A 25821-nucleotide genomic window follows, 5' to 3' on the forward strand; every position below is an offset into this window, starting at 1 on the left:
GCAGTTTACCCCTCTTGGGGCCTCAGGTCTGGTGTTTTGCTCACATTACGGCAAGTGAAAGCGCGCTGAAGTGGATAAAGTCGCCCTCTTTATATATCAAATGCCGGTAGTCAAACGGGCGGCAGCGATGGCCGCCCGCTGCATGCATTAAAACTCGCCTTCGGTGATGGCCTGACGGATGGCGCCGGTCAATACCCGCAGCTCTTCAGGGGTGATGACAAACGGGGGCATCAGGTAGACCAGCTTGCCAAAGGGGCGGATCCAGGCGCCCAGTTCGACAAACTTGCGCTGGATGCGCGCCACATCCACCCGCTCTTTCATCTCCACCACCCCGATGGCGCCGAGCACCCGCACATCAGCGACCGCCGGGTGCAGGGTCAGCTCTACCAGTTCGGTACGCAGCTGATACTCGATGGCGCGCACCCGCTCCTGCCACGGTGAGGCCAGCAGCAACTCGATGGAGGCGTTGGCCACCGCGCAGGCGAGGGGATTGCCCATAAAGGTGGGGCCGTGCATAAAGACCCCCGCCTTGCCGTCACAGATGGTGCGGGCGACATGCTCGGTGGTCAGGGTCGCCGAGAGGGTGAGGTAGCCGCCGGTGAGCGCCTTACCCAGACACATGATGTCGGGAGTGATGCCAGCCAAGTCGCAGGCAAACAGCTGGCCGGTGCGGCCAAAGCCGGTGGCGATTTCGTCGGCGATGAGCAGTACGCCGAACTCGTCGCACAGGGCGCGCACCCACTGCAGGTAGCGGGGGTGATAGAAGCGCATGCCGCCAGCCCCTTGCACGATGGGTTCGAGCACGATGGCGGCGATCTCCTCGTGATGATCCGCCATGAGCGTCGCCAGCTCCACCACGCACTGCTCGTCCCACTCGGCGTGGAAGCGACAGCTCGGCGCTTCGACAAAATGGTGCTCGGGCAGGAATCCCTTGTAGAGCTCGTGCATGCCGCCATCGGGGTCGCAGACGCTCATGGCGCCGAAGGTGTCGCCGTGATAACCGCTGCGCAGGGCGACAAATTTGGCTCTGGGCGTCCCTTTGGCGTGCCAGTACTGCTGCGCCATCTTGAGCGCCACTTCCACCGCTACCGAGCCGGAATCCGCCAGAAAGACCCGATCCAGCCCCTTCGGAGTCAGCTCCACCAGCTTGCGGCAGAGCTCGACCGCTGGGGCGTGGGTGAGGCCGCCAAACATCACGTGGGACATCTTGCCGAGCTGGGCGGTGGCGGCGGCGTCCAGTTCCGACACCTGATAGCCGTGCACGCAAGCCCACCATGAGCTCATGCCATCCACCAGTTCACGGCCATCGCTGAGGGTGATCTTCACCCCCTTGGCGCTGGCCACTTCATAGCAGGGCAGGGGGTGAGTGAGAGAGGTGTAGGGGTGCCACACATGGTGCAGGTCGAATTCTTGGTTGGTCATTTGTTGTTCTGTTGTCAATTTGCTTGATCTGGTCGGTGTTGACAGTCTACGCGGGCTCTCTACACTAGCCAACAATTTCAGCCACTTGGCTCTGCGCAGATCACTATTCGCACGAGCCCGGCCGCGGGTTTTGCGCTCACGCTCTTGCAAGGACCTCTTGCAAAGACCTTTTGCAATGAGCGCGGGCGCAGGATCCCACCAATAACAACCGGAAGCCATGTATGAATGCTCTCACCACGGGTGGTCACACCCTTCGTCATGACTGGACCCTCGCCGAGGTTCAGGCCCTGTTTGCCCTGCCGTTCAACGATCTTCTGTTTCAGGCCCAGAGTGTCCACCGTGCTCATTTCGACCCGAACGAAGTGCAGGTGAGCACCTTGCTCTCCATCAAGACCGGTGCCTGCCCGGAAGATTGCAAATACTGTCCCCAGAGCGCCCGTTATCACACCGGCCTTGAGGCCGAACGGCTGATGGAGGTGGAGAAGGTGCTGGAGCGGGCCCGCGAAGCCAAGGCCAACGGCTCGTCCCGGTTCTGCATGGGGGCCGCCTGGCGCAATCCCAAAGAGAAGGACATGCCCTACATCATCCGGATGATCGAGGAGGTGCGCGGGCTGGGGATGGAGACCTGCATGACGCTGGGGATGCTCACCGCCGATCAGGCGGCGCGTCTGGGGGCCGCGGGGCTTGATTACTACAACCACAACCTCGATACCTCGCCGGAGTTTTACGGCGAGATCATCTCCACCCGTACCTATCAGGACCGGCTCGATACGCTGGAACATGTGCGCGGTGCCGGCATGAAGGTCTGCTCCGGCGGCATCGTCGGCATGGGCGAGCAGGCGAAAGATCGGGCGGGCCTGTTGATGGCGCTGGCCAACCTGCCGCGCCACCCCGAAAGTGTGCCCATCAACATGCTGGTCAAGGTAAAGGGGACGCCGCTGGAGGATCAGGAGAACCTCGATCCGTTCGAATTTATTCGTACCATCGCCGTGGCGCGGATCATGATGCCGGCCTCCCATGTGCGCCTCTCCGCCGGGCGGGAGAAGATGAACGAGCAGATGCAGGCGATGTGCTTTATGGCGGGCGCCAACTCCATCTTCTATGGCTGCAAACTGCTGACCACCCCCAACCCGGACGAAAACAGCGATATGCAGCTGTTCAAGCGGCTCGGCATTCGTCCCGCCCAGCGGGCCCAGAAGCCGGATCAGGTACAAGAAGAGGAGCTGCTGGCCGAGGTGAGCCGCCAGAACGAACCCGCCGAGATGTTTTATGACGCTACCCGCCCACGAGCCGGGGCCGCGCAGTCATGAACGGCCCTGCAGTAACGGGCCCTTTTGCGTTGGGTTCCTCGCTGGCCGAGCGCGAACAGGCGGGTCTGCTGCGCAACCGCATCGCGACCGACGGGGCGAGTGGCGGGCGGCTCAGGGTGGCGGGGCGCGACTACCTCAACGTTTCCGCCAACGACTATCTGGGGCTTGCGGATCACCCCGCCATCAAGGCAGCCTTCAAAGCGGGGATTGAGCGCTATGGTGCGGGCTCCGGCGCTTCGCCGCTGGTGACCGGTTACAGCCGTGCCCACCAGGAGCTTGAGGAGACCCTGGCCGAGTGGCTCGGAGTGGAGGCGGTGCTGCTCTTCAACTGCGGTTTTTCGGCCAATCAGGCGGTGCTCAAAGCGCTGCTTGGCAAGGAACACCTGCTGTGGCAGGACAAATTCAACCACGCCTCCCTGCAGGAGATGGGCAGCCAGCTCCCCTGCAAGATGAAGCGTTTTGCCCACAACGATATGGCTGCCCTTGAACGGCAGCTTGAGCCAAATCGCGGACTGATTGTTTCGGAAGGGGTGTTCAGCATGGATGGGGATCAGGCCCCCTGGGGTGAACTCGCGGCATTGGCAGCCCGGAGCGGCAACTGGCTGATGATCGACGATGCCCACGGTCTCGGCGTACTGGGCCCCGAGGGGCGCGGCACTCTGGCGGCGCAGGGGGTGAACCCGGCCAGCGTACACATCCAGATGGGCACCTTTGGCAAGGCGCTTGGCGTCGCCGGTGCTTTTGTGGGCGGCAGCCGCGAGCTGGTGGAGTATCTGGTCAACTTCGCCCGCCACTATGTCTACAGCACCCATATGCCGGCAGCGCAGGCTTGCGTGGTCAGCAAGAGCATCGAGCTGGTACGTGCCGCCGATGAGGCTCGCGCCCATCTTGGTCAGCTCATTGCCCGTTTCCGACAAGGGGCAGAGGCGTTGGGTTGGCAACTCGGGGCCAGCAATACCCCCATCCAGCCGCTGTTGGTGGGGGAGAGCTCTGCTGCTTTGCAACTGGCCGAGCGACTGCGGGAGCGCGGCGTCTGGGCTGGCGCCATCCGTCCGCCCACGGTGCCGGTCGGTACGGCGCGGCTGCGCATTACGCTGAGTGCAGCCCACCGCGAGCAGGATGTGGATCGCCTGCTTGATGCCTTGGGTGCCAGCCCTGCTGCAACAACGGTTGGGGAGGCTTGCCATGGCTGAGCGTTTTCAAACGGTGGACAAGGCGCAGCTCGCCCGTCGTTTCGGGGCGGCGGCTCGTCACTACGACGCCCATGCCCGCTTTCAGCAGGAGGTGGGGCTGGCGCTGCTCGAGCTGATGAGCACGGCTGGTGTACGTGAGGAGCGCCGGGGCTGCGGGCTCGATTTGGGCTGCGGCACCGGCTTCTTCCTGCCTCATCTTGCCACCCGCTGCGCCGGGCTGACCGGGCTGGATCTTGCCCCCGGCATGCTGGAGCAGGCGGCTCTGCGCGGTAGCGGGGCCCAGCTGGTGTGCGGCGATGCCGAGCAGCTCCCCTTTGCCGACAACGCCTTTGACTGGGTGTTTTCCAGCCTCGCGCTGCAGTGGTGCGAGCGACCGGCGCAGGCTTTCGCCGAGCTGCTGCGGGTGGTCAAACCCGGCGGCCAGATCTTCTTCTCTACCCTGCTCGATGAATCGCTCTGGCAACTGCGCGCAGCCTGGCAGCAAGTAGATGGCCGAGCCCATGTCAACCGCTTCCTTGGCCTGCCACAATTGGAGCAGGCGCTGTTATCGGCGGGCGCCATTGCCCCGGGGCTTGAGTGCAGAAACTGGGATCTTGCCTATCTTGAATTGCCGCAGTTGTTGCGCGATCTCAAGGGGATCGGGGCAAATCAGATCAATGATGAGTGTGCCCGCAGTGCACCGGCCGGGCTGAGCGGTCGCGCCAGATTGCAGCGGCTGGCTCAGGCGTATGAAGCATTTCGTCAGCCCGATGGCCAGCTGGTGGCCAGTTACCGGGTCTGTCTGGGCCGGCTCGGCAAACCTTGCTGAACCAGCCAGAGTATGAGGGGGAGGGGCGCGTTGGGCCCTCTCCTGCCAAGGAGAGAGCATTATGAAGTCATTCTTTATCACCGGCACCGACACGGACGCAGGCAAGACGCTGGTAGCGCGCACCCTGCTGCGGGAATTCAGCGCACAGGGAATCAAGTGCGCGGGTTACAAGCCGGTCTCGGCCGGATGTGCCCGCACTCCCGAGGGGCTGCGCAACCTCGATGCCGTCCTGTTGCAGGAGGCGGCGAGCCTGCCGTTGCCTTACGAGACGGTCAACCCCTATGCCTATGAGCCGCCGATTGCGCCGCACATCGCGGCCAGCGAGGCGCGCCAGCCCATCAGCCTGCAGGGGCTGAGCGAGGGGCTGCGAAAAATTGAACAGGCGGGGGCCGAGCTTGCCATCGTCGAGGGGGCGGGGGGCTGGTATCTGCCGCTGGATCGCAAGCACCTGCTGTCAGACTGGGTGAAGCAGGAGAACATGCCGGTGATTCTGGTGGTGGGGGCCAAGCTTGGCTGCCTCAACCATGCCCTGCTTACCTTTGCCGCCATCCGTAACGATCAGCTGCCGGTCGCAGGCTGGGTTATTAATCGGCTGCACAGCTCGATGAGCCACTATCAGGAAAATCTGGACACCCTCAGGGGCTTGTTGCCAGCGCCGTTTCTGGGGGAAATTCCCTTTATAAACAATCCGTTTGAAGCTAACCTGCAGGGCCGCCTCGATATCTCGCCACTGCTGTGACGGCATATTCAGCGAACATTCATCGAATCTCCCTAAAATGCCATCCATAACATGGTGATAGGGCGGTTCAATGAACCCCGGCCATGTCCGTTATTCTCACAAGGAGTCAATATGAAGCGAATAATACTATTCCTGGTGACCAACCTGGCCGTCATGCTGGTGCTGGGGGTGGTACTCAATATCCTGTTCTCGGTTCTGGGTATCAACAAGTCCAGTATTTCCGGCCTGTTGGTCTTCTGTGCCGTGTTCGGTTTTGGCGGTTCCTTTATCTCCTTGCTGATGTCCAAGTGGATGGCCAAGCGCAGCTATGGCGTCCAGGTGATCGAGCAGCCCCGCAACGAGACCGAGCACTGGCTGGTGAGCACTGTTGCCCGTCAGGCCCGTGAAGCCGGGATCCAGATGCCGGAAGTGGGGATCTACGACTCTCCCGAGATGAACGCCTTTGCTACCGGTGCCCGCCGCGATGACTCGCTGGTGGCCGTCTCCTCCGGCCTGCTCTACAGCATGAGCCGCGACGAGGCCGAAGCGGTGCTGGCTCACGAGGTGAGCCACGTGGCCAACGGCGACATGGTGACCCTGACCCTGATCCAGGGGGTGGTGAACACCTTCGTGATGTTCTTCGCCCGCATCGTGGCTGGCGTTATCAGCAACTTCTTCAGCTCCAACAACGATGAAGAGAGCAGCAGCACCGGCGGCTTTGCCTACATGATTACCGTGTTCGTGCTGGAGATGGTGTTTGGCGTGCTCGCCTCCATCATCGTCATGTGGTTCAGCCGTCAGCGTGAGTTCCGCGCCGATGCCGGTGCCGCCAAGCTGGCCGGTCGCGACAAGATGATCGCCGCCCTTGAGCGCCTCTCCCGCGGTGCCGAGCCGCAGCTGGAAGGCTCCATGATGGCCTTTGGCATCAACGGCAAGCGCTCCATGAGCGAGCTGTTCATGAGCCACCCGCCCATCGAGCAGCGCATCGCCGCCCTGCGTGGTTGATAGATGCTGGATGACAGGGGATAACCCCGAATAATAAAACGGCTGCCTTCGGGCAGCCGTTTTGCTTTTCAGCGTTCTTTAAAGCTTGAAGTGTCCCATCTCCTGACGCAACACCCGTGACAGTTGCTTGAGCTTGGCCGCCTCTTGGGACACATGGCGAGCGGCATCCCCCGATTGTTCGGAGAGGGAGGTGATGTTGCCGACGGTAGAGACCACCTCGTTGGCGGCCGTGGATTGCTCGCGCAGGGTGTGGCTGATCTCTCCCATCAGACCGGTGAGGTTGGCGGCGTGATTCTGAATGCTGGCGATGGCCTGCCCGGTCTGATTGGCCAGCGTGACCCCGCGGGAGACGTTGTTGACCGTGTTCTCCATGCTGCGGATAGAGGCATCCGCCCCGCTCTGGATCTTGCTGATCATCCCGGTGATCTGCTGGGTCGAGGCGGCCGAGCGGCTGGCTAGGTTACGTACTTCGTCGGCGACCACTGCAAAGCCGCGCCCCTGTTCACCGGCCCGCGCCGCCTCGATGGCCGCATTGAGGGCCAGCAAATTGGTCTGATCGGCAATGCCACGGATCACTCCGATGATTTCGGAAATCTGCTGGGTATGACTGTTTAGTTCAGCAATGGTGCTGGCCGCTTCGCCGACTGTAGTCGAGATATTCTCGATGCTGCCGAGGGTTTCCTTGATGACCCCCGATCCCTCTTCCAGAGTGTCGGCAGAGACCTTGCTGAGTTCGTCTGCATGGCTGGCGTTGTCAGAGAGATGGCTGATGCTCACCACCAACTCTTCGATGGCGGCGGCCATGGTCTGGGTGCTGCTCTGCTGGGAGGTAGCAAACTGGGCTGTCTGCTCGGCTATCTGGGCGATGCTGTCAGCCGACTCTGATAGCTCTTCACTTGAGCGCGATACCTGGGTGATGATCCCCTTGAGGGTGGTCTGCATGGTGGCGAGCTGGCCGATCAGGCTCTCCTTGGCACCGGCCGGCACCTTGATGGGCTGGGAGAAGTCCCCCTCGGCCAGGTGGTTGAGATCGCTTCTGAGCTGGTCGACCGAGGTGCCGACCAGGTCGAGCAGCGCCTTGTAGGTGCGCCAGAGGAAGAACATCAACACCAGACCCAGCGCGATGAACAGGTAGCGCAGCATGGCGGACTGGCTGGCAGCATCGTCCACCGCCTGCTGGGTGCGGTTTTCCATCATGACGTAGAAGTCGTCGATGGGGGACATGATGCGTCCCTTGTTCTGGTGATAGGCCTTGTCATGCATCATGGTGATGGCTTTTTGCTGGTTGGCGGCCAGATCGCCGTCCGTCTGTTGCACCAGCTTGAAGGCGGCTACCTCGGTGTTGACCAGGGCATCCGAGTTGTTCTTGGCCTCGTTGAGCTTGGCCAGCTCCCCTTCAGTAAAACCGGTCTCTTTCATCAGGTCGATAAGACTACGCCGTATTGAGCTGTCGGGGCGGGGATTCTGACCGTTGGCCGCGACAAAATCCCAGTAGATACGGTTGTAGCCATCCGGCCTCGGTTGCTCGCCGTTGCGAATGGCCAGGATCCGCATGTATTGCTGCTCGTAGGCGGGGTCTTTGGTGATAACGTAGGTGCGGCCGAGTCGTGTCAGATCATCGGAGGATTGGCGCAGTTCATCGGCTAGCAGATAGGATTGATAGCGCTGTTGATAACTCTGCTCCACCTTTTTTTCCGACCAGCTGTAAGCAAAGAAAACCAATGACAGCAGGATCAGTGTAATGACGGAGAGCAAGAGATTGAGCTGAAAGGCGGGTTTATTCTGTTCCATGGTTTGAGCGTCCTTATTCTCACCAGTATGATCCCTTGGGCAGACGGACAGCGCCGCTACATCGCTGGGGGTTTTATTGTTATTACTGTGAGTATAGAGCGGTAGCCGATATGATTGCGGTGAGTACGCGAGAAAGGACGATCAGCTTGTCGACATGGGCGAAAAGGCCAGCTAGGGACGGGGTCTGGCCAGCCTTTTCGTAGCTCGATCACCTTATTCGATGACGAGGTCGGTCAGCGGCACTGCGCAGCAGGTGAGGATTTTTCCCTCGGCCCGCTCGGCGGCGGTGATGGCGGGGGCGTCGGGGTGATCCACCTCGCCCGAGATCAGCGTCTGTTTGCAACTGCCGCAGATGCCGGCGCGGCAGCTCCATGGCAGCTCTACACCTTGCTTGTTGGCCTGATCCAGCACAGTGCTCTGATTGTTGCCGGTAAAGGCTTGGGCGCCGATACGCAGTTGCACCGCCTGATGGGGGCGGGCCACCGATAGAATGGCGCCGCCAAAGCTCTCCTGTTTGATGCGTGCGGCCGGAACGCCGAGGGCTGCCACTTTCGCCGCCGCATCGGCCATAAAACCGTGGGGGCCGCAGATAAAGACCTCTTTTTCGGCCAGCTCTTTGACCAGTCGCAGATGCTCATCATTGAGCCGCCCTTGCAGCCCCTGCCAGTGATTGTCCGGCTGGCTCAGGATCAGGGTGAGGGTCATCCCCTGCTGCGCCATGGCATGCAGTTCGCTGGCGGCGGGAATGTCCGCTTCGCTACGGCACAGATGCATAAAGTGAACCTCTTCCAGCTCCCCGCGTAGCGCCAGGGTGCGGGCTATCGCCAGCATGGGGGTGACGCCGGAGCCTGCGGAGAGCAACAGGAGGTTGTGCTCGGACCCTAAGTGAAACTCGCCAGCGGGGTTGGCGGCCAGCAGCCGGTCGCCCACCTGCAACTGCTGGTGCAGCCAGTGGGAGATGCGGCCACCCTCCACCTTTTTGACGCTGATGCCGTAACGCTCCGGGTGATCCGGTGTGGAGCTCAGGGTATAGCGCCGCTGGATCCGCTCGTTTTTGATATCGAGGCTGATGGGCAGATGCTGGCCCGGCAGGTAGTCGGGCAGGGGCTCGCCATCGGCGGCTTCGAACCAGAAGGTCTCCAGATCCCGCGCCAGCGGTTCGCGGGCCACGCAGACCAGCTCCCGCTTCTTCGGAGCGGCGGCGGGATAGACCACCGGACGGGTGCGCTCCAGCACTTCTATCTCGCTGCCTGCCTCAATCCAGCCCTCGTTCAGCGCCACCAGATTCTGGCCGAAGTAGACCTCGCCATCCTCGCCACGGCGGTAGCGGGTAAGGGTGGCCAGCGGCTCTTTCAGGGCGTTGAAACGCTCGGTGCCCGCTTCCACCGTGGTCATGATGCAGCGGCTGCAGGGCTTGACCACCTTGAATTCCACCTCGCCGATGCGGATACGCACCCAGCTGTCCTCCTCGAAGGGCTGGGTATTGCTTGCTACCAGATTGGTGCGGAACTGGCTCATCTGGTGCAGCGCATCGGAGCGCAGATTGAGATCTTCAAGGGAAGCCTGGCTTATCAGCAGTAGCGGATAACCGTCGGCAAAGCTGACCCGGGTGCCGGTCTTTTCACGAAAGCGATCAGAGGTTTCACCCAGCCAGAGCAGCTGCACCGTCTCCCCTGCCACCCGGCTCAGCCATCCATCGGCTTTGGGGTCGGTGTGCAGGGCGATAAAGCGGTCGCTCCAGACTCCGGTAGCTTGCGGGGCGCGGCTGAAGTCGACCTCTTGCAGGGTGAGGGGTTCAAAGCCCGGATAGCGGAGTTGCAAGCCTCCTTCGATGGGGGTGGCCACGACCTGTTGCAGCTGGGGATGGGTTCGGGCGGTGATAAAGGTGCCGTCCGGTTTGACCACCATGTAGCGGCGATCCCCTGCCAGTCCCTCTTCGGTCACCCGGGCGCGAGCCAGCGGCATACCTGCAGTCGATTTGATGGGGTAGAGGTGAATGCTGTCTAGCCTGGGCATCTTCATATCCTTGTGACGCGGCGCGATCGCCTGGAAAAAGGGGAACATAACGGTTCCACGACGATCCGGCAATCCTTTCAAGGGGGCGGTCTATAGTTGGGAAAACAGAACAAGAGGGCATCGGGATGAAAATAAGCTGGTTGCTGGCGGGGAGCCTTTTTTGTCACGGGCTCTGGGCGCAGGAGCTGACCCTGACCACGGGAGAGTATCCCCCTTACTGCTCCGAGACGCTCAAATATCAGGGACTTATCCCTCATGTGGTGAGCGAGGCGTTCAAGAGTGAAGGGGTGAGCGTCAAGTTCCAGTTTCTGCCCTGGAAGCGGGCCTTTCGCTTGTCGGAGGAGGGAGTGGTGGATGGCACAGTCCACTGGTATGAGTCGAGCGAGCGGCGCAAAACCCATCTCTACAGCGATCCCATCCTGAGCGAAACCTACGTCTGGTTCTATCTCAAGTCCGATCCGCTGGAATGGCGCAGCTATCAGGATCTGGCGGATCGCAAGTTGGCTGCGGTCAGTGGCTATACCTACAATGCAGATTTTTTTGCAGCCATCGCGCAGGTGCCGCTGCAGGTGCAGTTCGTCACCCGGCTGCGCCAGAGCTTTGATCTGCTGCTCTCCGGCCGCGCCGACCTGACCCTGGAGAACATAGATGTCGGCTACTACTCCCTGCGTCAGTTCTACCCGGCCAGCACGGTCGATCTCTTTGCAACCCATTCAAAACCAGTGATGAAAGTTGAAGGCCACCTGTTGATCAGTCGCAAGCGCGCCAACGCTGACGAACTGATCAAAACCTTCAATCGGGGGCTCGCCAAACTGAAAGCCAGCGGTCAGCTGGAGAAGATGTTACTTGAGTCACGTTCTGGTCTTTATGAACCATAAAGTGCAACATTTTTTGATCCTGATTCGCTAATCAGTACAAAAAAGCGGCCATTATCGACTCAGTTCCCAGTTTCTAACGCTTTCGCTTCTTCCCCATCCGGCCACCGTCCGCTTCGGCTACACGGTATCAAGCGCCATCGGGTGGGGCCTGTCACACAAAAAGAAGAAAGCAATGTATGAGCAAACAACTGGACATGACCCCATTGCCGGATCTCTCCCTGAAAACGGGAACAGGCCCGGTGCGTACCCGGCTACCCGTCTGGCGGCCGGCCCTGCCACCCTGCAATCACGCCTGCCCGGCCGGAGAAAATATCCAGGTCTGGCTCTCTTTGGCGCAGGCCGGTCGTTTTGAGGCGGCCTGGCAGACCCTGATCGAAGAGAACCCTTTGCCCGCCATTCATGGCCGGGTCTGCTATCACCCCTGCGAGAGCGCCTGCAACCGCGGTCAGGTGGATGAATCCGTCTCTATCCATGCCATCGAGCGCTTCCTCGGCGACGAGGCGCTGGCCCGGGGTTGGCAGCCTGCGCCACCTGCCCCTGCCAGCGGCAAGAAGGTGCTGGTGATCGGCGCCGGCCCCTCCGGCCTCTCCTGCGCCTGGCACCTCAACCGGCTCGGCCATCAGGTGGAGATCCGCGAAGCGGGGCCGCTTGCCGGCGGCATGCTGCGCTTCGGTATTCCCGCTTACCGTCTGCCTCGCGACGTGCTGGATCGGGAGGTGGCCCGCATCGTGGCGGCCGGGGTGACCCTGACCCTCAACCACAAGGTGGAGGATGTGCTGCGCGAGCGCGATGAGGGGGGCTTTGATGCCGTCTTTATGGCCATCGGCGCCCATCTGGCCAAGCGGGTCGATATTCCGGCTCGGGAAGCGGGCAAGATCCTCGATGCGGTGAGTTTCCTCGAACAGGCCAGTCTGGCCGAAGAGCAGGGCTTGCCGCCACCCAAACTGGGACGGCGGGTAGCGATTTATGGGGGGGGCAACACCGCCATGGATGCGGCCCGTACCGCCCGTCGCCTCGGTGTGGAAGAGGCGATGATCATCTACCGCCGCGATCGGGACCATATGCCTGCCCACGCCTTTGAAGCCGACGAGGCCGAGGAGGAGGGGATCAAGATCAACTGGCTGCGTAGCATCCGCCAGCTCGACAACACCAATATCGAGGTGGAGGTGATGGCGCTGGATGCCGAGGGCAAACCGGTACCCACCGGCAAGTTTGAAACCCTTGAAGCGGACTCCCTTATTCTGGCGCTCGGTCAGGAGGTCGATCTCTCGGTGCTGGAGAGCATTCCTGGCGTGCGGGTCAACAAGGAGGGGGTAGTTCAGGTGGCAGGCAACCTGATGACGGATGTGCCGGGTCTGTTTGCGGGCGGCGACATGGTGCCCTCCGAGCGCACCGTCACCATCGCCACCGGCCATGGCAAGAAGGCAGCGCGCCATATGGATGCCTGGCTGCGCGGTCGCCACTACCACAAGCCGCTCTCCTACCCGCTGGTGGGGCCGGAGCAGTTGCAGCTCTGGTTCCAGACCCACGCCCCGGCCAGCAGCCAGCCGGTCAAACCGGCGTGGGCGCGAGATGACTTTGGCGAGATCATCGGCGGGCTGGATGAGGTGGCCGCCCGCTACGAGGCGGCGCGCTGCTACTCCTGCGGCAACTGCTTCGAGTGCGACGGCTGCTATGGCAGCTGCCCCGAGCAGGCCATCGCCAAGCTGGGGCCGGGCAAAGGTTATCAGGTGGATGCCGAGCGCTGCACCGGCTGCGGTGCCTGCCATGACCAATGCCCTTGTCACGCCATCGAGCTGCGCCAACCGGAGGAGTCCCAATGAAACATGAACTGATCATGGTCGACGGCAACGAAGCCGCGGCCCGGGTGGCCTACCAGCTGAGTGAAGTGTGTGCCATCTACCCCATTACCCCGAGCTCGACCATGGCCGAACTGGCCGATGCCTGGGCTGCGGAGGGACAAACCAACCTGTGGGGCAACATCCCCACCGTAGTGGAGATGCAGAGTGAGGGGGGGGCTGCCGGTACGGTACACGGTGCCCTGCAGGCGGGGGCGCTCGCCACCACCTTCACCGCCAGTCAGGGGCTGATGCTGATGCTGCCCAACATGTACAAGATCGCCGGTGAATTGACCTCGGCGGTGTTCCATGTGGCGGCCCGCTCGCTGGCGGCGCAGGGGCTGTCGATTTTTGGCGACCATCAGGATGTGATGGCGGCGCGCAGCACCGGTTTTGCCATGCTTGCCTCCGGCTCGGTGCAGGAGGCGCAGGACCTGGCCTTGGTTGCCCATAGCGTCACCCTGCAGTGCCGGGTGCCCTTTATCCACTTCTTCGACGGGTTCCGTACCTCCCACGAGGTGAACAAGATCACCGCCCTGCATCGGGATGAAATTCGCGCCCTTATCGACAACGACTGGGTACGCGCCCACCGTGCGCGGGCGCTCAATCCGGATCATCCGGTGATGCGCGGCACCGCCCAGAACCCGGATACCTACTTCCAGTCCCGCGAGAGCGTCAACCCCTTCTACGAAGCGGTACCGGCGCGGGTGCAGCAGTGCATGGACAATCTCGGCGAGCTGACCGGCCGCCACTATCGGCTGGTGGAGTACCACGGCGCGCCCGATGCCACCGATGTCATCGTGCTGATGGGCTCGGGGGCGGCCACCGCCCGCACCACCGTGGATTGGCTCAACCGGCAGGATCGCAAGACCGGGGTACTGGTCATTCGCCTCTATCGCCCCTTCCCGGTACAGGCGCTGCTCGATGCGCTACCGCAGAGCGTGCGGCGCATGGCGGTGCTGGATCGCACCAAGGAGCCGGGCGCCGGTGGCGAGCCGCTGCTGCTGGATGTGCAGAGCGCGCTCATCGACGGTTTGCAGCGCGGCCTTATCAAGCGGCTGCCCTGGCTCAGTGGCGGTCGCTACGGTCTCTCTTCCAAAGAGTTCACCCCCGCCATGTGCGCGGCGGTATTCGAGGAGCTGGCATCCGATGCGCCGCGCCCCCGCTTTACCGTGGGGATAGTCGATGATGTGTCTGGCCTCAGTCTGGCCTGGCACCCCATCGGCGATCTGGAGCCCGCCAGCCGGGTGCGGGCGCTCTTCTTCGGCCTCGGCGCCGACGGCACGGTGGGCGCCAACAAGAACAGCATCAAGATCATCGGCGAGCTGGAGGGGTTCCACGCCCAAGGCTACTTCGTCTACGACTCCAAGAAGTCGGGCTCGCGCACCGTCTCCCACCTGCGCTTTGGCCCCGAGCCCATCGAGGCTCCCTGGCTTATCGAGCAGGCGAGTTTTATCGGCTGCCACCAGTGGGGCTTTGTCGAATCGGTGGACTTGCTGGAGCACGCCGCCGAAGGGGCAACCCTGCTGCTCAATGCCCCCTATGAGGTGGACAAGGTGTGGGACCAGCTGCCCGAGCGGCTGCGCGCCCGCATTCGCGCCCTCGATATCCGCCTCTACTGCATCGACGGCGATCGGGTGGCCGAACGCAACGGTATGGGCAATCGCATCAACACCATTATGCAGACCTGTTTCTTCGCGCTGGCTGGCATCTTGCCGCGGGACGAAGCGATTGCGCTGATCAAGGAGAGTATCGAGAAGAGCTATGCCCGCAAGGGGCCCGAAGTGGTCGAGCGCAACTTCGCGGCGGTGGACGACACCCTGGCCCACCTCCATCAGGTGACCATCCCGGCCGGTGAGGAGCAGATCAGCGACTATCCGTTGCCGCTGGCTCCCGGCGGCAGCGAGTTTGTCCAGCGGGTCACTGGCGAGATGCTGGCGGGGCGCGGCGATCTGATCCCCGTCTCCATGTTGCCGGTGGATGGCACTTACCCCACCGCCACCAGTCGCTTCGAGAAGCGCGATATCGCCCGCGAGATCCCGATCTGGCATTCGGATATCTGCATCCAGTGCGGCAACTGCGTCTTTGTCTGCCCCCACGCGGCGCTGCGGGCCAAGTTCTACCATCAGGACTGGCTGGCGACCGCCCCCGAGGCGGCCCAGTCGGTGCCCGTCACCGCCAAGGGCTTCCCCGATAGCCGCTACACATTGCAGCTCTATCCGGAAGATTGCACCGGCTGCGGTCAGTGTGTGCAGGCCTGTCCGGTGCGGGTCGGGGCCGATGAGGAACACGAGGGCGAGCGTGCCATCACCATGATGGACAAGGCGCCCCATCTGGCTGGCCAGAAACAGGCGCTGCGCTGGTTCGAGAGCCTGCCCTGGCCTGCCCGCGAGCGGGTGGATTTCTCCACGGTGCGCGGTGCCCAGTTCCTCGAACCCCTGTTCGAGTTCTCCGGTGCCTGCGCCGGCTGTGGCGAGACCCCCTATCTCAAGCTGCTGACCCAGCTGTTTGGCGATCGCATGCTGGTGGCCAACGCCACTGGCTGCTCCTCCATCTACGGCGGCAACCTGCCGACCACCCCTTGGGCCAAGAACGGCGAAGGGAAGGGGCCAGCCTGGTCGAACTCCCTGTTTGAGGACAACGCCGAGTTTGGCTTTGGTTTTCGTCTCACCGCCGATCAGCATCACGGTCAGGCGGTGGCGGCCTTGCAGGCGATGAAGGGGGAGCTGGGCGCAGAGCTGGTCGATACCCTGATTAGCGCCCCGCAGCGGCTGGAGTCGGAGATCCGTGCCCAGCGCACCCGGGTCGCGCAAGTGCGCGAGCGGCTGGAGGAGGTGAAATCCGGCAAGGCCCGCGAGCTGCTGTCGCTTATTGATCAGCTGGTGCGCCGCTCGGTCTGGATTATCGGCGGCGATGGCTGGGCCTATGACATCGGCTCATCGGGGCTCGATCATGTGCTCGCCTCCGGCCGCGATGTAAACGTGCTGGTGATGGATACCGAGGTCTACTCCAACACCGGCGGCCAGATGTCGAAATCGACCCCGCTCGGCGCCGTCGCCAAGTTCGCGGCGGGGGGCAAGACGCTGGCCAAGAAGGATGTGGCGTTGCAGGCCATCTCCTACGGCAATGTCTATGTTGCCCGTATCGCCTTTGGTGCCAACCCGCAGCAGGCGCTGCAGGCCTTGCGTGAGGCGGAGGCCTATCCGGGCCCGTCGCTTATCATCGCCTACAGCCACTGCATCGCCCACGGTATCGATATGGAGTTTGGCTTGACCCAGCAAAAACGGGCCGTGGCCTCCGGTCACTGGCCGTTGATGCGCTACAACCCGGTATTGCGCAGATCGGGGCAGAACCCTTTCAGCCTCGACAGCCTGCGCCCCTCCATCCCCCTCGCTGAATATCGGCAGGAGGAGACCCGTTATCGGGTGCTGGCCCAGAGCCATCCGGAGGAGGCCGAGCGGCTGATGCAGGTGGCGCAACAAGTGGCGTGGCAGAAGTGGGCCACCTACGAGGAAATGGCCACCCGCGAGGCTAGCCATTTCCATCCGCCGGTGTGAGGATTGGGTTAAATCTGCATAAAACGAAGCGGGCCACTGGCCCGCTTATTGTCTCGGGAGACTATTGGATGTCACTCCTCACTATCTGATAGCAACTACAGGCGTTGTGTTGGTGAAATCAAAAATGATGTGTTGATATGTTAGAGGAAGCTGGGCAGGATATATGCGGAAAAAACAGACCATTACATTAATTCTTTAACTTAAAACCGGAAAGCTTAACATTATCACGCAAGGTAAAAATGGAACATTTATTAGAAGATAAGAATATATCATTGGCACATGACGTGATATTACCCAATGGGCAGTTGGCTGAAGGGGGAAGTAAGATTACGGTTCTATCCTCTCAAGGTTGCTTTAATGGCTACAATATGCGAGTTCCACCTCCAGAGTTCGAAGCTCTTATGTTTTTCAATTCTCTTGATGCGGCTGTAAAAGCAGAAATATTAAAGAAAGGTATTAAAGTACAAAAGTCAAATTTTGACAAATTGCCTGAAGTGGACTCTTCGGGAGAAAATATGAAATTATTTTTCGCAATGTGTCAGCAAGCAATGGCAGCTATCACATTTTCAATCGGAGCTATAGAATCATGGGTTAACAAGTCATTTATTTTATACGGAACAGAAAATGGCAAGGTTTCACAACTGAAACTAGAGCGACCTGGCAAGCCGGATAGAATTATTGCAGCTGACAAAATTGCATCTGATCCATCAATACCTATTAGGCCGAAAATTTTCCAACTCGCTCCACAGATCTTCAATGTCCAGCCTCTTAAAACTCATAGCACTTTAAGAAATGCTGTTGCCGATATTGTAGATGAGAGAAATATTGTAATGCATATGCAATCTAGCTTGTCCATAAATAATATGGAGTTAGATAGGGTTAGTTATGCCGTAAAACTATACAAGATTAGTGCTTTAAATGGGCCGGAGCAGGTTTTAAAATACTTAAACTATATCTATCAAAATTCGGCAATATCTTCACCGTCTTGGTTGGAAATTGCAAATAATGAATTGAAGGTGGTTAGGAAAAAGCTTAAGTCATTATAAAAATATCACGGTTGCACTTAGATAACTTAGCAGTTTTTATTGTTAAGCGGCTTTGATGGAATGATTGGCCTGTAAATGTATGTTTTGTCGGTTCTATTTTATTTTACGTTATGTGTTTTTACATTGCAGTTTCATTCTCAGAGGTGCCATATATTCCGTCAGTATTTCGTACCTATTGTGTTTTTCTTTTTATGTAACGGCAGGTAAGCTGCGGGGCACATAGCGTCAAGCAGGAGAAGGGACGATGACAGAGCAACATATCACCGGGACGATCGGCATTCTGGGAGCGGGGTGGCTCGGGCTGCCGCTGGCGCGGGCCCTGCTGGCGGCAGGCAAGCAGGTGGCGGTGACGGTCAGCAGCCCCGAGAAGGCGGCCCGTTTGCAGGGGGAGGGGATCAACGCCTATCCGCTGACCATCTCTGCCAATATGGGCTCTGCCGAGATGCCCATCGCTGATCAAAAAGCGCCGTGGCCCATCCCCTGCGAATCGCTGGTTATCTGCGTACCGCCGAGCAAGACCGATGACTACCCGCAGGCGGTGGCCAAGGCCTGCGCATTGGCCAAGGCGAGTGGCACCCGGCGGGTACTGTTTGTCAGCGCCACTTCGGTGTGGGGCGCAGGGCAGCAGGAGGGGGAAGAACCCCAACCCCGCCATGCCCGTGGCGAGCGGATGCTGGCGGCGGAGCAGGCGGTGCTGGCGGCCGGTTTCGAGGCGGTGATGATAGTGCGCCCCTCCGGCCTTTATGGCCCGGATCGCCATCCCGGCCGTTTCCTCGCAGGTAAGACCCTGGATGGCGGCGCCCAGTCGGTCAATCTGGTTCATCTGGATGATGTGGTGGCAGCCTGCATCTTGCTGCTGGAGCGGGGCAAGGATGGGGATGTTTTCAACCTGAGCGCGCCGGTGCATCCGCGCCGCGAGCAGTTCTACCCCTTTGCGGCGCGTCAGCAGGGGCTGCCAGTTCCGGTCTTTATCGAGCCTGCCGGTGAATTTCAGCCCATCGACGGTCAGCTGATTTGCCAGCAGATGGGATTCAACTATCGCTGGCCCGATCCGGCTCACTGGTTTGCCGAGCTCGCCGCCTCGGGCAATTGAGGTTTGCCAAGGGGGTGATCGCCCCCTATCATGCCGCCATCCATGAGAGAGAGGCGGTAATGATGGTAGATACAAAACGTCACCCCGATGGGGAGTTGTTGCTGAGAACCCTGGCAATGCCAGCCGATACCAACCCCAATGGCGACATCTTTGGTGGCTGGATCATGTCCCAGATGGATATAGGTGGGGGCATTATGGCCAAGGAGCTGGCAAAAGGACGTATTTGTACCGTATCCGTCGAAGGCATGACCTTCCACAGTCCGGTCAAGGTGGGTGATGTGGTCTGCTGCTACGGCCGCTGCATGAAGATCGGCCGCAGCTCCATGAAGCTCAAGCTGGAGGTGTGGGTCAAGCCGGTACTGCGGGAGAACGATGCCCAGCGTTACTGTGTGACCGAGGGGATCTTCACCTATGTCGCCATCGACGAACAGGGCAAATCCCGCCCGGTTCCGGTGAGTGCCTGATTAAATCAGCCGGGCATTGATGATGGATATTTCCTGCTCAAGCCCGGTTTTTTGCCGTATCATGCGTTCCAGCATCTCTTCCGAGCCCACATATTGCAGGGTGTCGAACAGGCAGAGATCGCATTGAGGATCCCGTCTTATCTGATAGACGGTGGACAGCTCCACTTGATGACAATTTCCTTGTTGATCATAAAACGTCACGTTGTACCGAAGTTCTTTCGCCATGAGACAGCGTCCTTCTGGTTGGGTGGAACAGGGACTATCAGCTTAGTCGGCGTGGATGACGTTTGTGATGGTCGCAACAAAAAGCAAAGGCGGGCGGTTGTTAGCCAATGAAAAATAGTTATCGCATTCTTGGCACCTCCCTGCTGACCTTGGGGTTGGTAGGCTGTTTTGAGGTGCCGGATCAGAACCATCTGGTCACAGCTCAAGGGATTGTGCCGGGACTCGACTGCCAGCGTCCGCCGCTGGTAGCGTTGGCGACCACGGCGCTGCCCCGTGAATTCGGGGTGACGGTGTGGAATCTCTACAAGGGCCAGCGCAAGAACTGGCGCGAAGGGATGGACAGTTACGCCAAGGGGCAGGATCTGGTGCTGCTGCAAGAGTCGGCCACTCGTCCCGATATGCTCGACTGGCTGCGCGCCGGTGATTTCCATTGGCAACAGCTGCAAGCCTTCACCCAGGGCGGCGTGTCGTTCGGGGTGATGACGGTGGCCAAGACTCCGCAGGCGTTCGTCTGTGGCGTGCGCTCTCCCGAGCCTTTGCTGCGCATCCCCAAATCCGGGCTGGTGAGCCTCTATCCGCTGCAGGGCGATCCTGACGGCGTGATGGTCATCAATATCCATGCGGTCAATTTCGAGCTGGGGATGGCCACATTCCGCGAGCAGCTCAACGATTTGACTGCCTTGGTGCGCCGCCATCAGGGGCCGGTTATTCTGGCCGGTGATTTCAACACCTGGAGCGACAAACGTCAGTTCTGGTTAAGCAAATTGGTGGACGAGCTGGGCCTGCAAGAGGCCGTGCCGGTGCCTGACTTGCGCCGCACCGCCTTCGGCCGCCCGCTGGATCACCTCTACTACCGCAATCTGGACCTGGTTGAGGTGAGTTCACCGGCGACCGACAGTTCGGATCACAACCCCATCATTGCGCGCTTTGCCGCCCAGTCTGTGACTCCCTGACCCCAGTCTGTGACTCCCTGATCGGGAATGATGTGTGCGTGTTGCCCATAAAAAAATCCGGCGCCTGATAGCGCCGGATTTTTTATACGCACTGGCGGTCAACCCGCTCGGGATGACCCGCTGGCATTACTGGTAGAGACCCAGATTCGCTTTGGCGTAGGCTTCGAAATCGGTGCAGCCACCGATGTGCTGCTCGTCCAGGAAGATCTGCGGCACGGTATTGACCGGCTTGCCGGCGCTCTTGGCCAGATCTTCTTTGGTGATGCCTTCGGCATGGATATCCACGTAGCGGAATTTGAAGTCATCGCGCTGTTCGGTCAGCAGCTCGGCGATCTGTACGGCACGGACACAATAGGGGCAACCCGGGCGACCAAAAATCACTGCAAACATATTTTCTCTCCGTTTTTTAAGCCGTTTTTGTATGGCCGTTGATGTGAGGCAGGCAACAGCATAGCCCTGCCTCGTGGCGACTTGAAGCCGAAATTATCGATACCGTGATTCGAGTGGGCCTATTGGATCAGCTCTCATCGGCGATCTGGATCGGTTGCTGTTGATAGATGCTCTCCAGCACCCCCTTCTCGAATACTGTCCAGGGCCACGGCGCCTTGCTGGCACGGTAGCGCTCATGGGTGGCCGGATCTTGGGACAGGCCACGCTGGAACATCACAAACGCCTTGCGCTGGCCGCCTGCCGTGTCGATAAAGCCCACCAGATTGGAGGTGCCGGTGATGGTACCTGTCTTGGCGTGGACCTTGTTCTTCATCATGGGGGCGGTGACACTGCGACGCCACGCCAGGGTGCCATCCACCTGAGAGCTTGGCAGCAGCTTGATCAGGCCAAGCTCGGCATCGTTTTTCTGGATGTAGTCCAGCACTGACAGCATCTGGCGGGCACTGATGAGATTGTGAGCGGAGAGGCCGGAGCCGTCGGCCAGGGTCGCATTACCCAGATCGATACCATGTTTGGTCAGGATAGCGCGCACTGCCATGGTGCCGCTGCGATAGCTGCCCGGCTTGTTGTAGTAGTGACGGCCCACGGTTTTGAGGAAGGTATCGGCATAGAGGTTGTCCGATTTCTTCAGCATCTTGGCCAGCATCACCGGCAGGGAGACCGAGTAGTGGGTGCCGAGGGTCTCTGCCCCTTCAGGGGCCTTGTGGGTGACCCGCAGCAGGCCATCATGCTTGATGCCGGCACGGTTCATCGCCCAGCGGATGTTGTCCCAGCCCCAGGCTTCCACGTCGTGAATAGCGAAACGCAGACCCTGCGGCTCTTTATTCGGGGTGATGCAGCCTTTGAGTTCGTAGAAGTTGCCCTTGGCCATGTCCACTTCCAGTGCGCAGAACTGGCGCGCCATGTCGCCATAGCTCATCACTTCCACGTTGTCGGCACCGATGCCGATGGGGACGCCGGTGGCCACATTGCCGACCGCCGGTTTGCCAATCTGGGTGGCAGTGATGGTGCCGTAGGCGCAGTTCTTGTCGATGATGACCGAGGAGACGGGCGCGGCGAAGCAGAGGGTCTGATCCCCCCACGACCAGCCGTTGCCGCGCTCGTAGCCGTTGTAGGCGCCGGTGTTGACGTAGACATTGCCCTTGATGCTGGTGACGCCGAGTTGTTTGAACAGGGCGAGCAGATCCATGCGGGAGAGGGTGGGGTCGCCGACGAAGTTGATCCAGATATCACCGTTGATGGTGTCGCCCTGTTTGGCGCCGGGCTGGGCCTGAATGTCGGTAGCGAAGCGGAAATCGGCACCCAGCTCGAGGCGGGCCGCCAGCGCTGTGAGCACCTTCATGGTGGAAGCGGGGGCGATCATCTGATCCGCATGACGGGCAAATTCAACGCCGTTGTTGCCCTGCACTATGATGGCGTACTGGCCCCCCTGGGGCGGGGTGAGCGGGGCGGCCTGGGCCGCCAGGGAAAAGAGAGCACAAAAACCAATCAACAGCCGCTGCATAACATCCTCTAACATGACGAAGGGGGCCCGGCAGTGGTGCCGGCCCTGATAATTCAACCTTGTTTCACCCGCCGATGCCGGATCGGCCGTGGCAAAGCTATTCATACGATTTATGCCGGTCGCCACTGGCCATCACGCCAGCGAGTTGGCGGTGCGATAGCGACCCTCATAATCAAAAATCTTCTCTTTTATCTGCCAAAAGCGCCCCGATTTGCGGGCGATGACGAAATCGGGATGACGGAACTGGCTTTGTGCCGCCAGCACGCTCGCCAGGGTGGCAAATTCGGGTTCCAGACCCGGGGCGGGCCAATGATGACGCACAAAGTGCTGTTGAAACAAGCGCCGTGCGCCCGGGGAGTGAAATCCGAAGTATTCGCTGAGGGTCAATCCATCCTCATCGTGATAGGTCACCTCCAGCCGCTCCCCCTGTTTGCCGCGCCCTGCGGTGAAGGTGAGACCCGCGCAGCGGATCACCATGCAATCCTTGAGATTGAGCGCTTCTTTAAGCTTGTCGTCAGGGTCAACCAGCAGCTGATTGCAGCTCTGGCAGCGGCGGGCGGCGATGTCGTTCTCCGCGCCACAGCCGGGGCAGATCTTGGCGCGAAAGCGGTAGTCACACTCTTCGCGGTTGCCCTCGTCATCTTCAAACAGCCCCTGACAGCGGCGGCCGTAGTGCTCGATCACCTTGCCATCCTCGTCGGTCTTGCCCCAGAAGGTGTTGGCAAAGCCGCAGGCGGGGCAGGGCACCTGTACCGGTTCGGTACCGGCGTGGGGGCGAGGCTCCCCCACTTCGGGGGCGAACAGGTTGAAGTTGTTGCCCGCATAGTCGAGCACCAGACAATCGCTCTTGCCCGGCGAGAGACGCAGGCCCCGCCCGACGATCTGCTGGTAGAGGGAGACCGACTCGGTGGGCCTGAGCATCACGATAAGATCGACATGAGGGGCATCGAAGCCTGTGGTGAGCACCGCCACGTTGACCAGAAACTTGAGCTCGCGTGCCTTGAAGGCGTTGATGAGGGCATCGCGCTCCGGCCCCGGCGTCTCACCGGTGATAAGGGCCGCCTGCTGGCCTCTGGCGCCAAGCAGGCCGTGAATTTCCCGGGCGTGTTCGACGGTGGCGGCGAAGATCATCACCCCCTGCCGGTCGGAGGCATACTCCAGCACCTGGCTCAGGATATGGGGGGTAACCCGCTCCTGACGCTTGAGCTCGCCGTTGAGATCCGCCTCGCTGAAGAGGCCATTCTCCCGCGGCACCAGCTTGCTGAAGTCGTAGTGGACGATGGGGGCATCCACCATGCGTGGCGGCGTCAGGTAGCCGTTTTTGACCATAAAGCGCAGCGGCAGCTCGAACACGCAGTCGCCAAACAGCCGTTCGCCGTGGCTCTTGACCATGCCGTGATAGTGGCGCCGGTAGATCCAGCCCAGCCCCAGCCGATAGGGGGTAGCGGTGAGGCCGAGGATCTTGAGGGCCGGATTGGCGGCCTTGAGGTGGTCGATCACCTGATGGTACTGGCTGTCGTCATCGAGCGAGACCCGGTGGCACTCGTCGATGATGAGCAGAGAGAAGGCGCTGTCGAAGGCCGCCAGATTGCGGGCGACCGACTGCACCGAGCCGAACACCACCTGGGCGCTTGCCTCCTTGCGGGCGAGACCGGCGGCAAAAATGTCGGCCTTGAGCCCCCACGCCTCGTACTTGGCGTGGTTCTGCTCCACCAGCTCCTTGACGTGGGCCAGTACCAGCACCCGTCCGCGCGCCTTGCGGGCCAGTTCGGCGATCACCAGACTCTTGCCGGCCCCGGTGGGCAGCACCACCACGGCGGGATCCGGGTGTTTGCGAAAGTGGCTGATAACGGCGTTGACGGCGTCGGTCTGATAGGGTCTGAGAACGAACATGCAGGTTTGGCGCGGGGCTTGGCAGGATGGCGCCATTATAGGGATCTTGCCGCCAAAAAACAGCGGGCCGACATGATGCCGGCCCGTTGAATACATTGCGTGCTTAGTGGAAGGGGAAGAGGTAATTCATCCAGCTTGCCATGCGCAGCAGCACTTTGCGCATTACAGAAACATGGTGGAAATACTCGGTATAGACAGCGGCTTGTCCGCTGGCACCCGCGATTACCTGATACTTTGCCCATTCGGGGTCGGTAATGGAGATCAGTACCGGCATACGACCTGGACGAATGGCGCTATTCTGGTCAAGCAGCATAGCGTTGGCCTGCACGTTACCGGCGGCAATGGCCGGGATCACGGCGGTCACCTTGCCCTTGAAGATCTTGCCGGGAATACCGTCGATCACCACTTCGGCCTCATCACCCACCGCCAGACGCTGCATGCTGTTCTGCCAGAACCAGCCAACATAGGCAGTCTCATCTTTGTGGATGAAGGTCATCACCGGACGGTACATAAACGGGGTGGCGATCATGCCTGGACGCAGGGCAAGCTGCACCACATGGCCATCGCTCGGGGCATAGACCACGGTCTGGGCCAGCTGGTATTTGGCTTCATCGAGCTGGGCCTGCAAATCTTCCAGCGTGGCGCGTTGCTGATCCATCTGGGCGGCGATCTCGTCTACGCTCGCCTGGGTCACGTCGAGGTCACGCTGCTTGCCGACGCCGCGGCGCATCAGGTCACTGGCGCGATCTCTGTCCAGTTTGGCTGAGCGTAGTCTGGCGTCAATGGACTTGAGTTGATCCTTGTTGGCATCGAGGCGAGCGCTCAGGCTCTCCACTTTCAGTCTGAAAGGCTCGTCATCGAGGCGAAACAGCACATCGCCCTTCTTCACCGGCTGGTTGGCTTGCACCGGCACCTCGACCACCCGGCCCTTGACCAGCGGTACGATAGGGGTAGAGAGGTAGTAGTTGCGCGCCATCTCGGAGTAGGGGTGGTTGTAGTTCATCAGCATGATGAGGGTGCCGATGAGCAGCACGCCGCCCAGTGCTGCGGTGGGGACGGTCCACTTGTTGAGCGGGATGCGGAAAATTTTGAATATGGCGACACACAGCGCCGTGTAGGTCAGGATCAGTAGCAGGTCCATGGTTTATCCCTGTTGCTCACTCTGTTCGATAGTGCTGATACGGCTCTTCAGATCCGCCAACTCCTGCTTGAGGGCCGCCAGCTCCTCTTCATCTTTTTGCAGCCGCTGGCTAAAGCCCCAACCGCGATCGGGGCGGTAGAGGGTGGCCCAGATCCAGAGGAAAGGCCACAACACGTGCAGCGTAAACAGGCTGACCCAGCCGGCAACATGGATGGCATCCTGATGGGGATGATTGCGATGTTTGGCGATTTCGTAAGGAATATCGTGGATCACGATGATTCCGTAGAAGATGACCAGCGCGACAAAGACGAGCAGGCCAAGGGCAAAGTAATCAAGGAACATGTATAACCTCCACTGGCTTTAAGCACAGCTTTATCATTGATTCATATATTCGGGAAAGCAATTTAAAATCACATATTTATCGTCAGGTCGCACGGAATCTTAAGGGCTTGTGCTGTATAGGAGCTTAAGGGAATAACGAGTTGTTTTATTGGTTCTTTTGTCAATTAAAAAGGG

At 60.4% G+C, this 25821-nt stretch carries 21 protein-coding genes; 12 read left to right on the forward strand and 9 right to left on the reverse strand.

The features are described from left to right. Positions 1 to 147: 147 nt before the first annotated feature. Complete coding sequence (gene bioA / locus G5171_RS17415) at positions 148 to 1422, reverse strand: adenosylmethionine--8-amino-7-oxononanoate transaminase (protein WP_421260495.1); 1275 nt, start codon at positions 1420 to 1422, stop codon at positions 148 to 150. A 221-nt stretch (positions 1423 to 1643) separates the two neighbouring features. Here bioA and bioB point away from each other — a divergent pair, with 221 nt between their 5' ends. The 5 genes from bioB to htpX all read left to right on the forward strand — a co-directional run bounded on the left by bioB (position 1644) and on the right by htpX (position 6456). Continuing rightward, a complete protein-coding gene (gene bioB, locus G5171_RS17420) occupies positions 1644 to 2732 on the forward strand; it encodes a biotin synthase BioB (RefSeq protein ID WP_421260496.1) in 1089 nt (362 codons plus the stop codon). Further along, complete coding sequence (gene bioF, locus G5171_RS17425; protein ID WP_421260497.1) at positions 2729 to 3925, forward strand: 8-amino-7-oxononanoate synthase; 1197 nt, start codon at positions 2729 to 2731, stop codon at positions 3923 to 3925. Before bioB ends, bioF begins: the two co-directional genes overlap by 4 nt. Next, a complete protein-coding gene (bioC, locus tag G5171_RS17430; RefSeq protein WP_421260498.1) occupies positions 3918 to 4733 on the forward strand; it encodes a malonyl-ACP O-methyltransferase BioC in 816 nt (271 codons plus the stop codon). The genes bioF and bioC overlap by 8 nt, the downstream gene beginning before the upstream one ends. A 58-nt stretch (positions 4734 to 4791) precedes the next feature. Beyond that, complete coding sequence (gene bioD / locus G5171_RS17435) at positions 4792 to 5472, forward strand: dethiobiotin synthase (RefSeq protein ID WP_043851316.1); 681 nt, start codon at positions 4792 to 4794, stop codon at positions 5470 to 5472. Positions 5473 to 5583: 111 nt separating this feature from the next. Further along, positions 5584 to 6456 carry a protease HtpX gene (htpX, locus tag G5171_RS17440; protein WP_041208392.1) on the forward strand — a complete coding sequence of 291 codons (873 nt, stop codon included), beginning with the start codon at positions 5584 to 5586 and terminating at the stop codon, positions 6454 to 6456. A gap of 78 nt (positions 6457 to 6534) precedes the next feature. On the opposite strand, the gene G5171_RS17445 is transcribed toward htpX, so the two are convergent. Further along, positions 6535 to 8247 (reverse strand): methyl-accepting chemotaxis protein, encoded by a 1713-nt coding sequence (locus G5171_RS17445; RefSeq protein WP_337073578.1) that lies wholly within the window; start codon positions 8245 to 8247, stop codon positions 6535 to 6537. Positions 8248 to 8460: 213 nt separating this feature from the next. Next, positions 8461 to 10311, reverse strand: coding sequence for an MOSC N-terminal beta barrel domain-containing protein (locus tag G5171_RS17450; RefSeq protein WP_421251110.1), 1851 nt, complete (start codon positions 10309 to 10311; stop codon positions 8461 to 8463). Positions 10312 to 10388: 77 nt separating this feature from the next. On the opposite strand from G5171_RS17450, the gene G5171_RS17455 reads away from it, so the two are divergent. The 6 genes from G5171_RS17455 to yciA all read left to right on the forward strand — a co-directional run bounded on the left by G5171_RS17455 (position 10389) and on the right by yciA (position 19139). Further along, the gene (locus G5171_RS17455) at positions 10389 to 11141 is read left to right on the forward strand and encodes a substrate-binding periplasmic protein (RefSeq protein ID WP_120415265.1); all 753 of its coding nucleotides are present in this window, start codon (positions 10389 to 10391) and stop codon (positions 11139 to 11141) included. Between the two features lie 176 nt (positions 11142 to 11317). After that, a complete protein-coding gene (locus G5171_RS17460) occupies positions 11318 to 12964 on the forward strand; it encodes an NAD(P)-binding protein (protein ID WP_421251109.1) in 1647 nt (548 codons plus the stop codon). Next, on the forward strand, positions 12961 to 16536 hold the full coding sequence (nifJ, locus tag G5171_RS17465) for a pyruvate:ferredoxin (flavodoxin) oxidoreductase (protein ID WP_421260499.1): 3576 nt from the start codon (positions 12961 to 12963) through the stop codon (positions 16534 to 16536). The genes G5171_RS17460 and nifJ overlap by 4 nt, the downstream gene beginning before the upstream one ends. A 239-nt stretch (positions 16537 to 16775) precedes the next feature. Next, positions 16776 to 17582: a hypothetical protein gene (locus G5171_RS17470; protein ID WP_421244623.1), complete on the forward strand. Its 807-nt coding sequence runs from the start codon at positions 16776 to 16778 to the stop codon at positions 17580 to 17582. A 244-nt stretch (positions 17583 to 17826) separates the two neighbouring features. Further along, complete coding sequence (locus tag G5171_RS17475) at positions 17827 to 18675, forward strand: NAD-dependent epimerase/dehydratase family protein (protein WP_421260500.1); 849 nt, start codon at positions 17827 to 17829, stop codon at positions 18673 to 18675. Between the two features lie 59 nt (positions 18676 to 18734). Further along, positions 18735 to 19139, forward strand: a complete 405-nt coding sequence (gene yciA / locus G5171_RS17480; protein WP_005337875.1) for an acyl-CoA thioester hydrolase YciA — start codon at positions 18735 to 18737, stop codon at positions 19137 to 19139. Here yciA and G5171_RS17485 read toward each other — a convergent pair whose 3' ends face one another. Further along, positions 19140 to 19364 carry a hypothetical protein gene (locus tag G5171_RS17485; protein WP_005344394.1) on the reverse strand — a complete coding sequence of 75 codons (225 nt, stop codon included), beginning with the start codon at positions 19362 to 19364 and terminating at the stop codon, positions 19140 to 19142. Positions 19365 to 19471: 107 nt separating this feature from the next. Between G5171_RS17485 and G5171_RS17490 the strand changes: the two genes are divergently transcribed. Beyond that, the gene (locus tag G5171_RS17490; RefSeq protein ID WP_216979116.1) at positions 19472 to 20317 is read left to right on the forward strand and encodes an endonuclease/exonuclease/phosphatase family protein; all 846 of its coding nucleotides are present in this window, start codon (positions 19472 to 19474) and stop codon (positions 20315 to 20317) included. Positions 20318 to 20443: 126 nt separating this feature from the next. Here G5171_RS17490 and G5171_RS17495 read toward each other — a convergent pair whose 3' ends face one another. From G5171_RS17495 to G5171_RS17515, 5 genes are all read right to left on the reverse strand, one after another. After that, a complete protein-coding gene (locus G5171_RS17495) occupies positions 20444 to 20740 on the reverse strand; it encodes a GrxA family glutaredoxin (protein ID WP_421211806.1) in 297 nt (98 codons plus the stop codon). Between the two features lie 94 nt (positions 20741 to 20834). Continuing rightward, entirely contained in the window at positions 20835 to 22271 is a 1437-nt protein-coding gene (dacB, locus tag G5171_RS17500) for a D-alanyl-D-alanine carboxypeptidase/D-alanyl-D-alanine endopeptidase (protein WP_216979114.1), read from the reverse strand. A 132-nt stretch (positions 22272 to 22403) separates the two neighbouring features. After that, a complete protein-coding gene (locus G5171_RS17505) occupies positions 22404 to 24164 on the reverse strand; it encodes a DEAD/DEAH box helicase (RefSeq protein WP_216979113.1) in 1761 nt (586 codons plus the stop codon). Between the two features lie 103 nt (positions 24165 to 24267). Next, positions 24268 to 25305, reverse strand: a complete 1038-nt coding sequence (locus G5171_RS17510) for an HlyD family secretion protein (protein WP_216979112.1) — start codon at positions 25303 to 25305, stop codon at positions 24268 to 24270. Between the two features lie 3 nt (positions 25306 to 25308). Further along, the gene (locus tag G5171_RS17515; RefSeq protein WP_421260501.1) at positions 25309 to 25647 is read right to left on the reverse strand and encodes a DUF3302 domain-containing protein; all 339 of its coding nucleotides are present in this window, start codon (positions 25645 to 25647) and stop codon (positions 25309 to 25311) included. Between the last annotated feature and the right edge of the window lie 174 nt (positions 25648 to 25821).

Source organism: Aeromonas sp. 600774, from assembly GCF_049175075.1.
In the GTDB taxonomy this organism is placed as follows: domain Bacteria; phylum Pseudomonadota; class Gammaproteobacteria; order Enterobacterales; family Aeromonadaceae; genus Aeromonas; species Aeromonas veronii_A.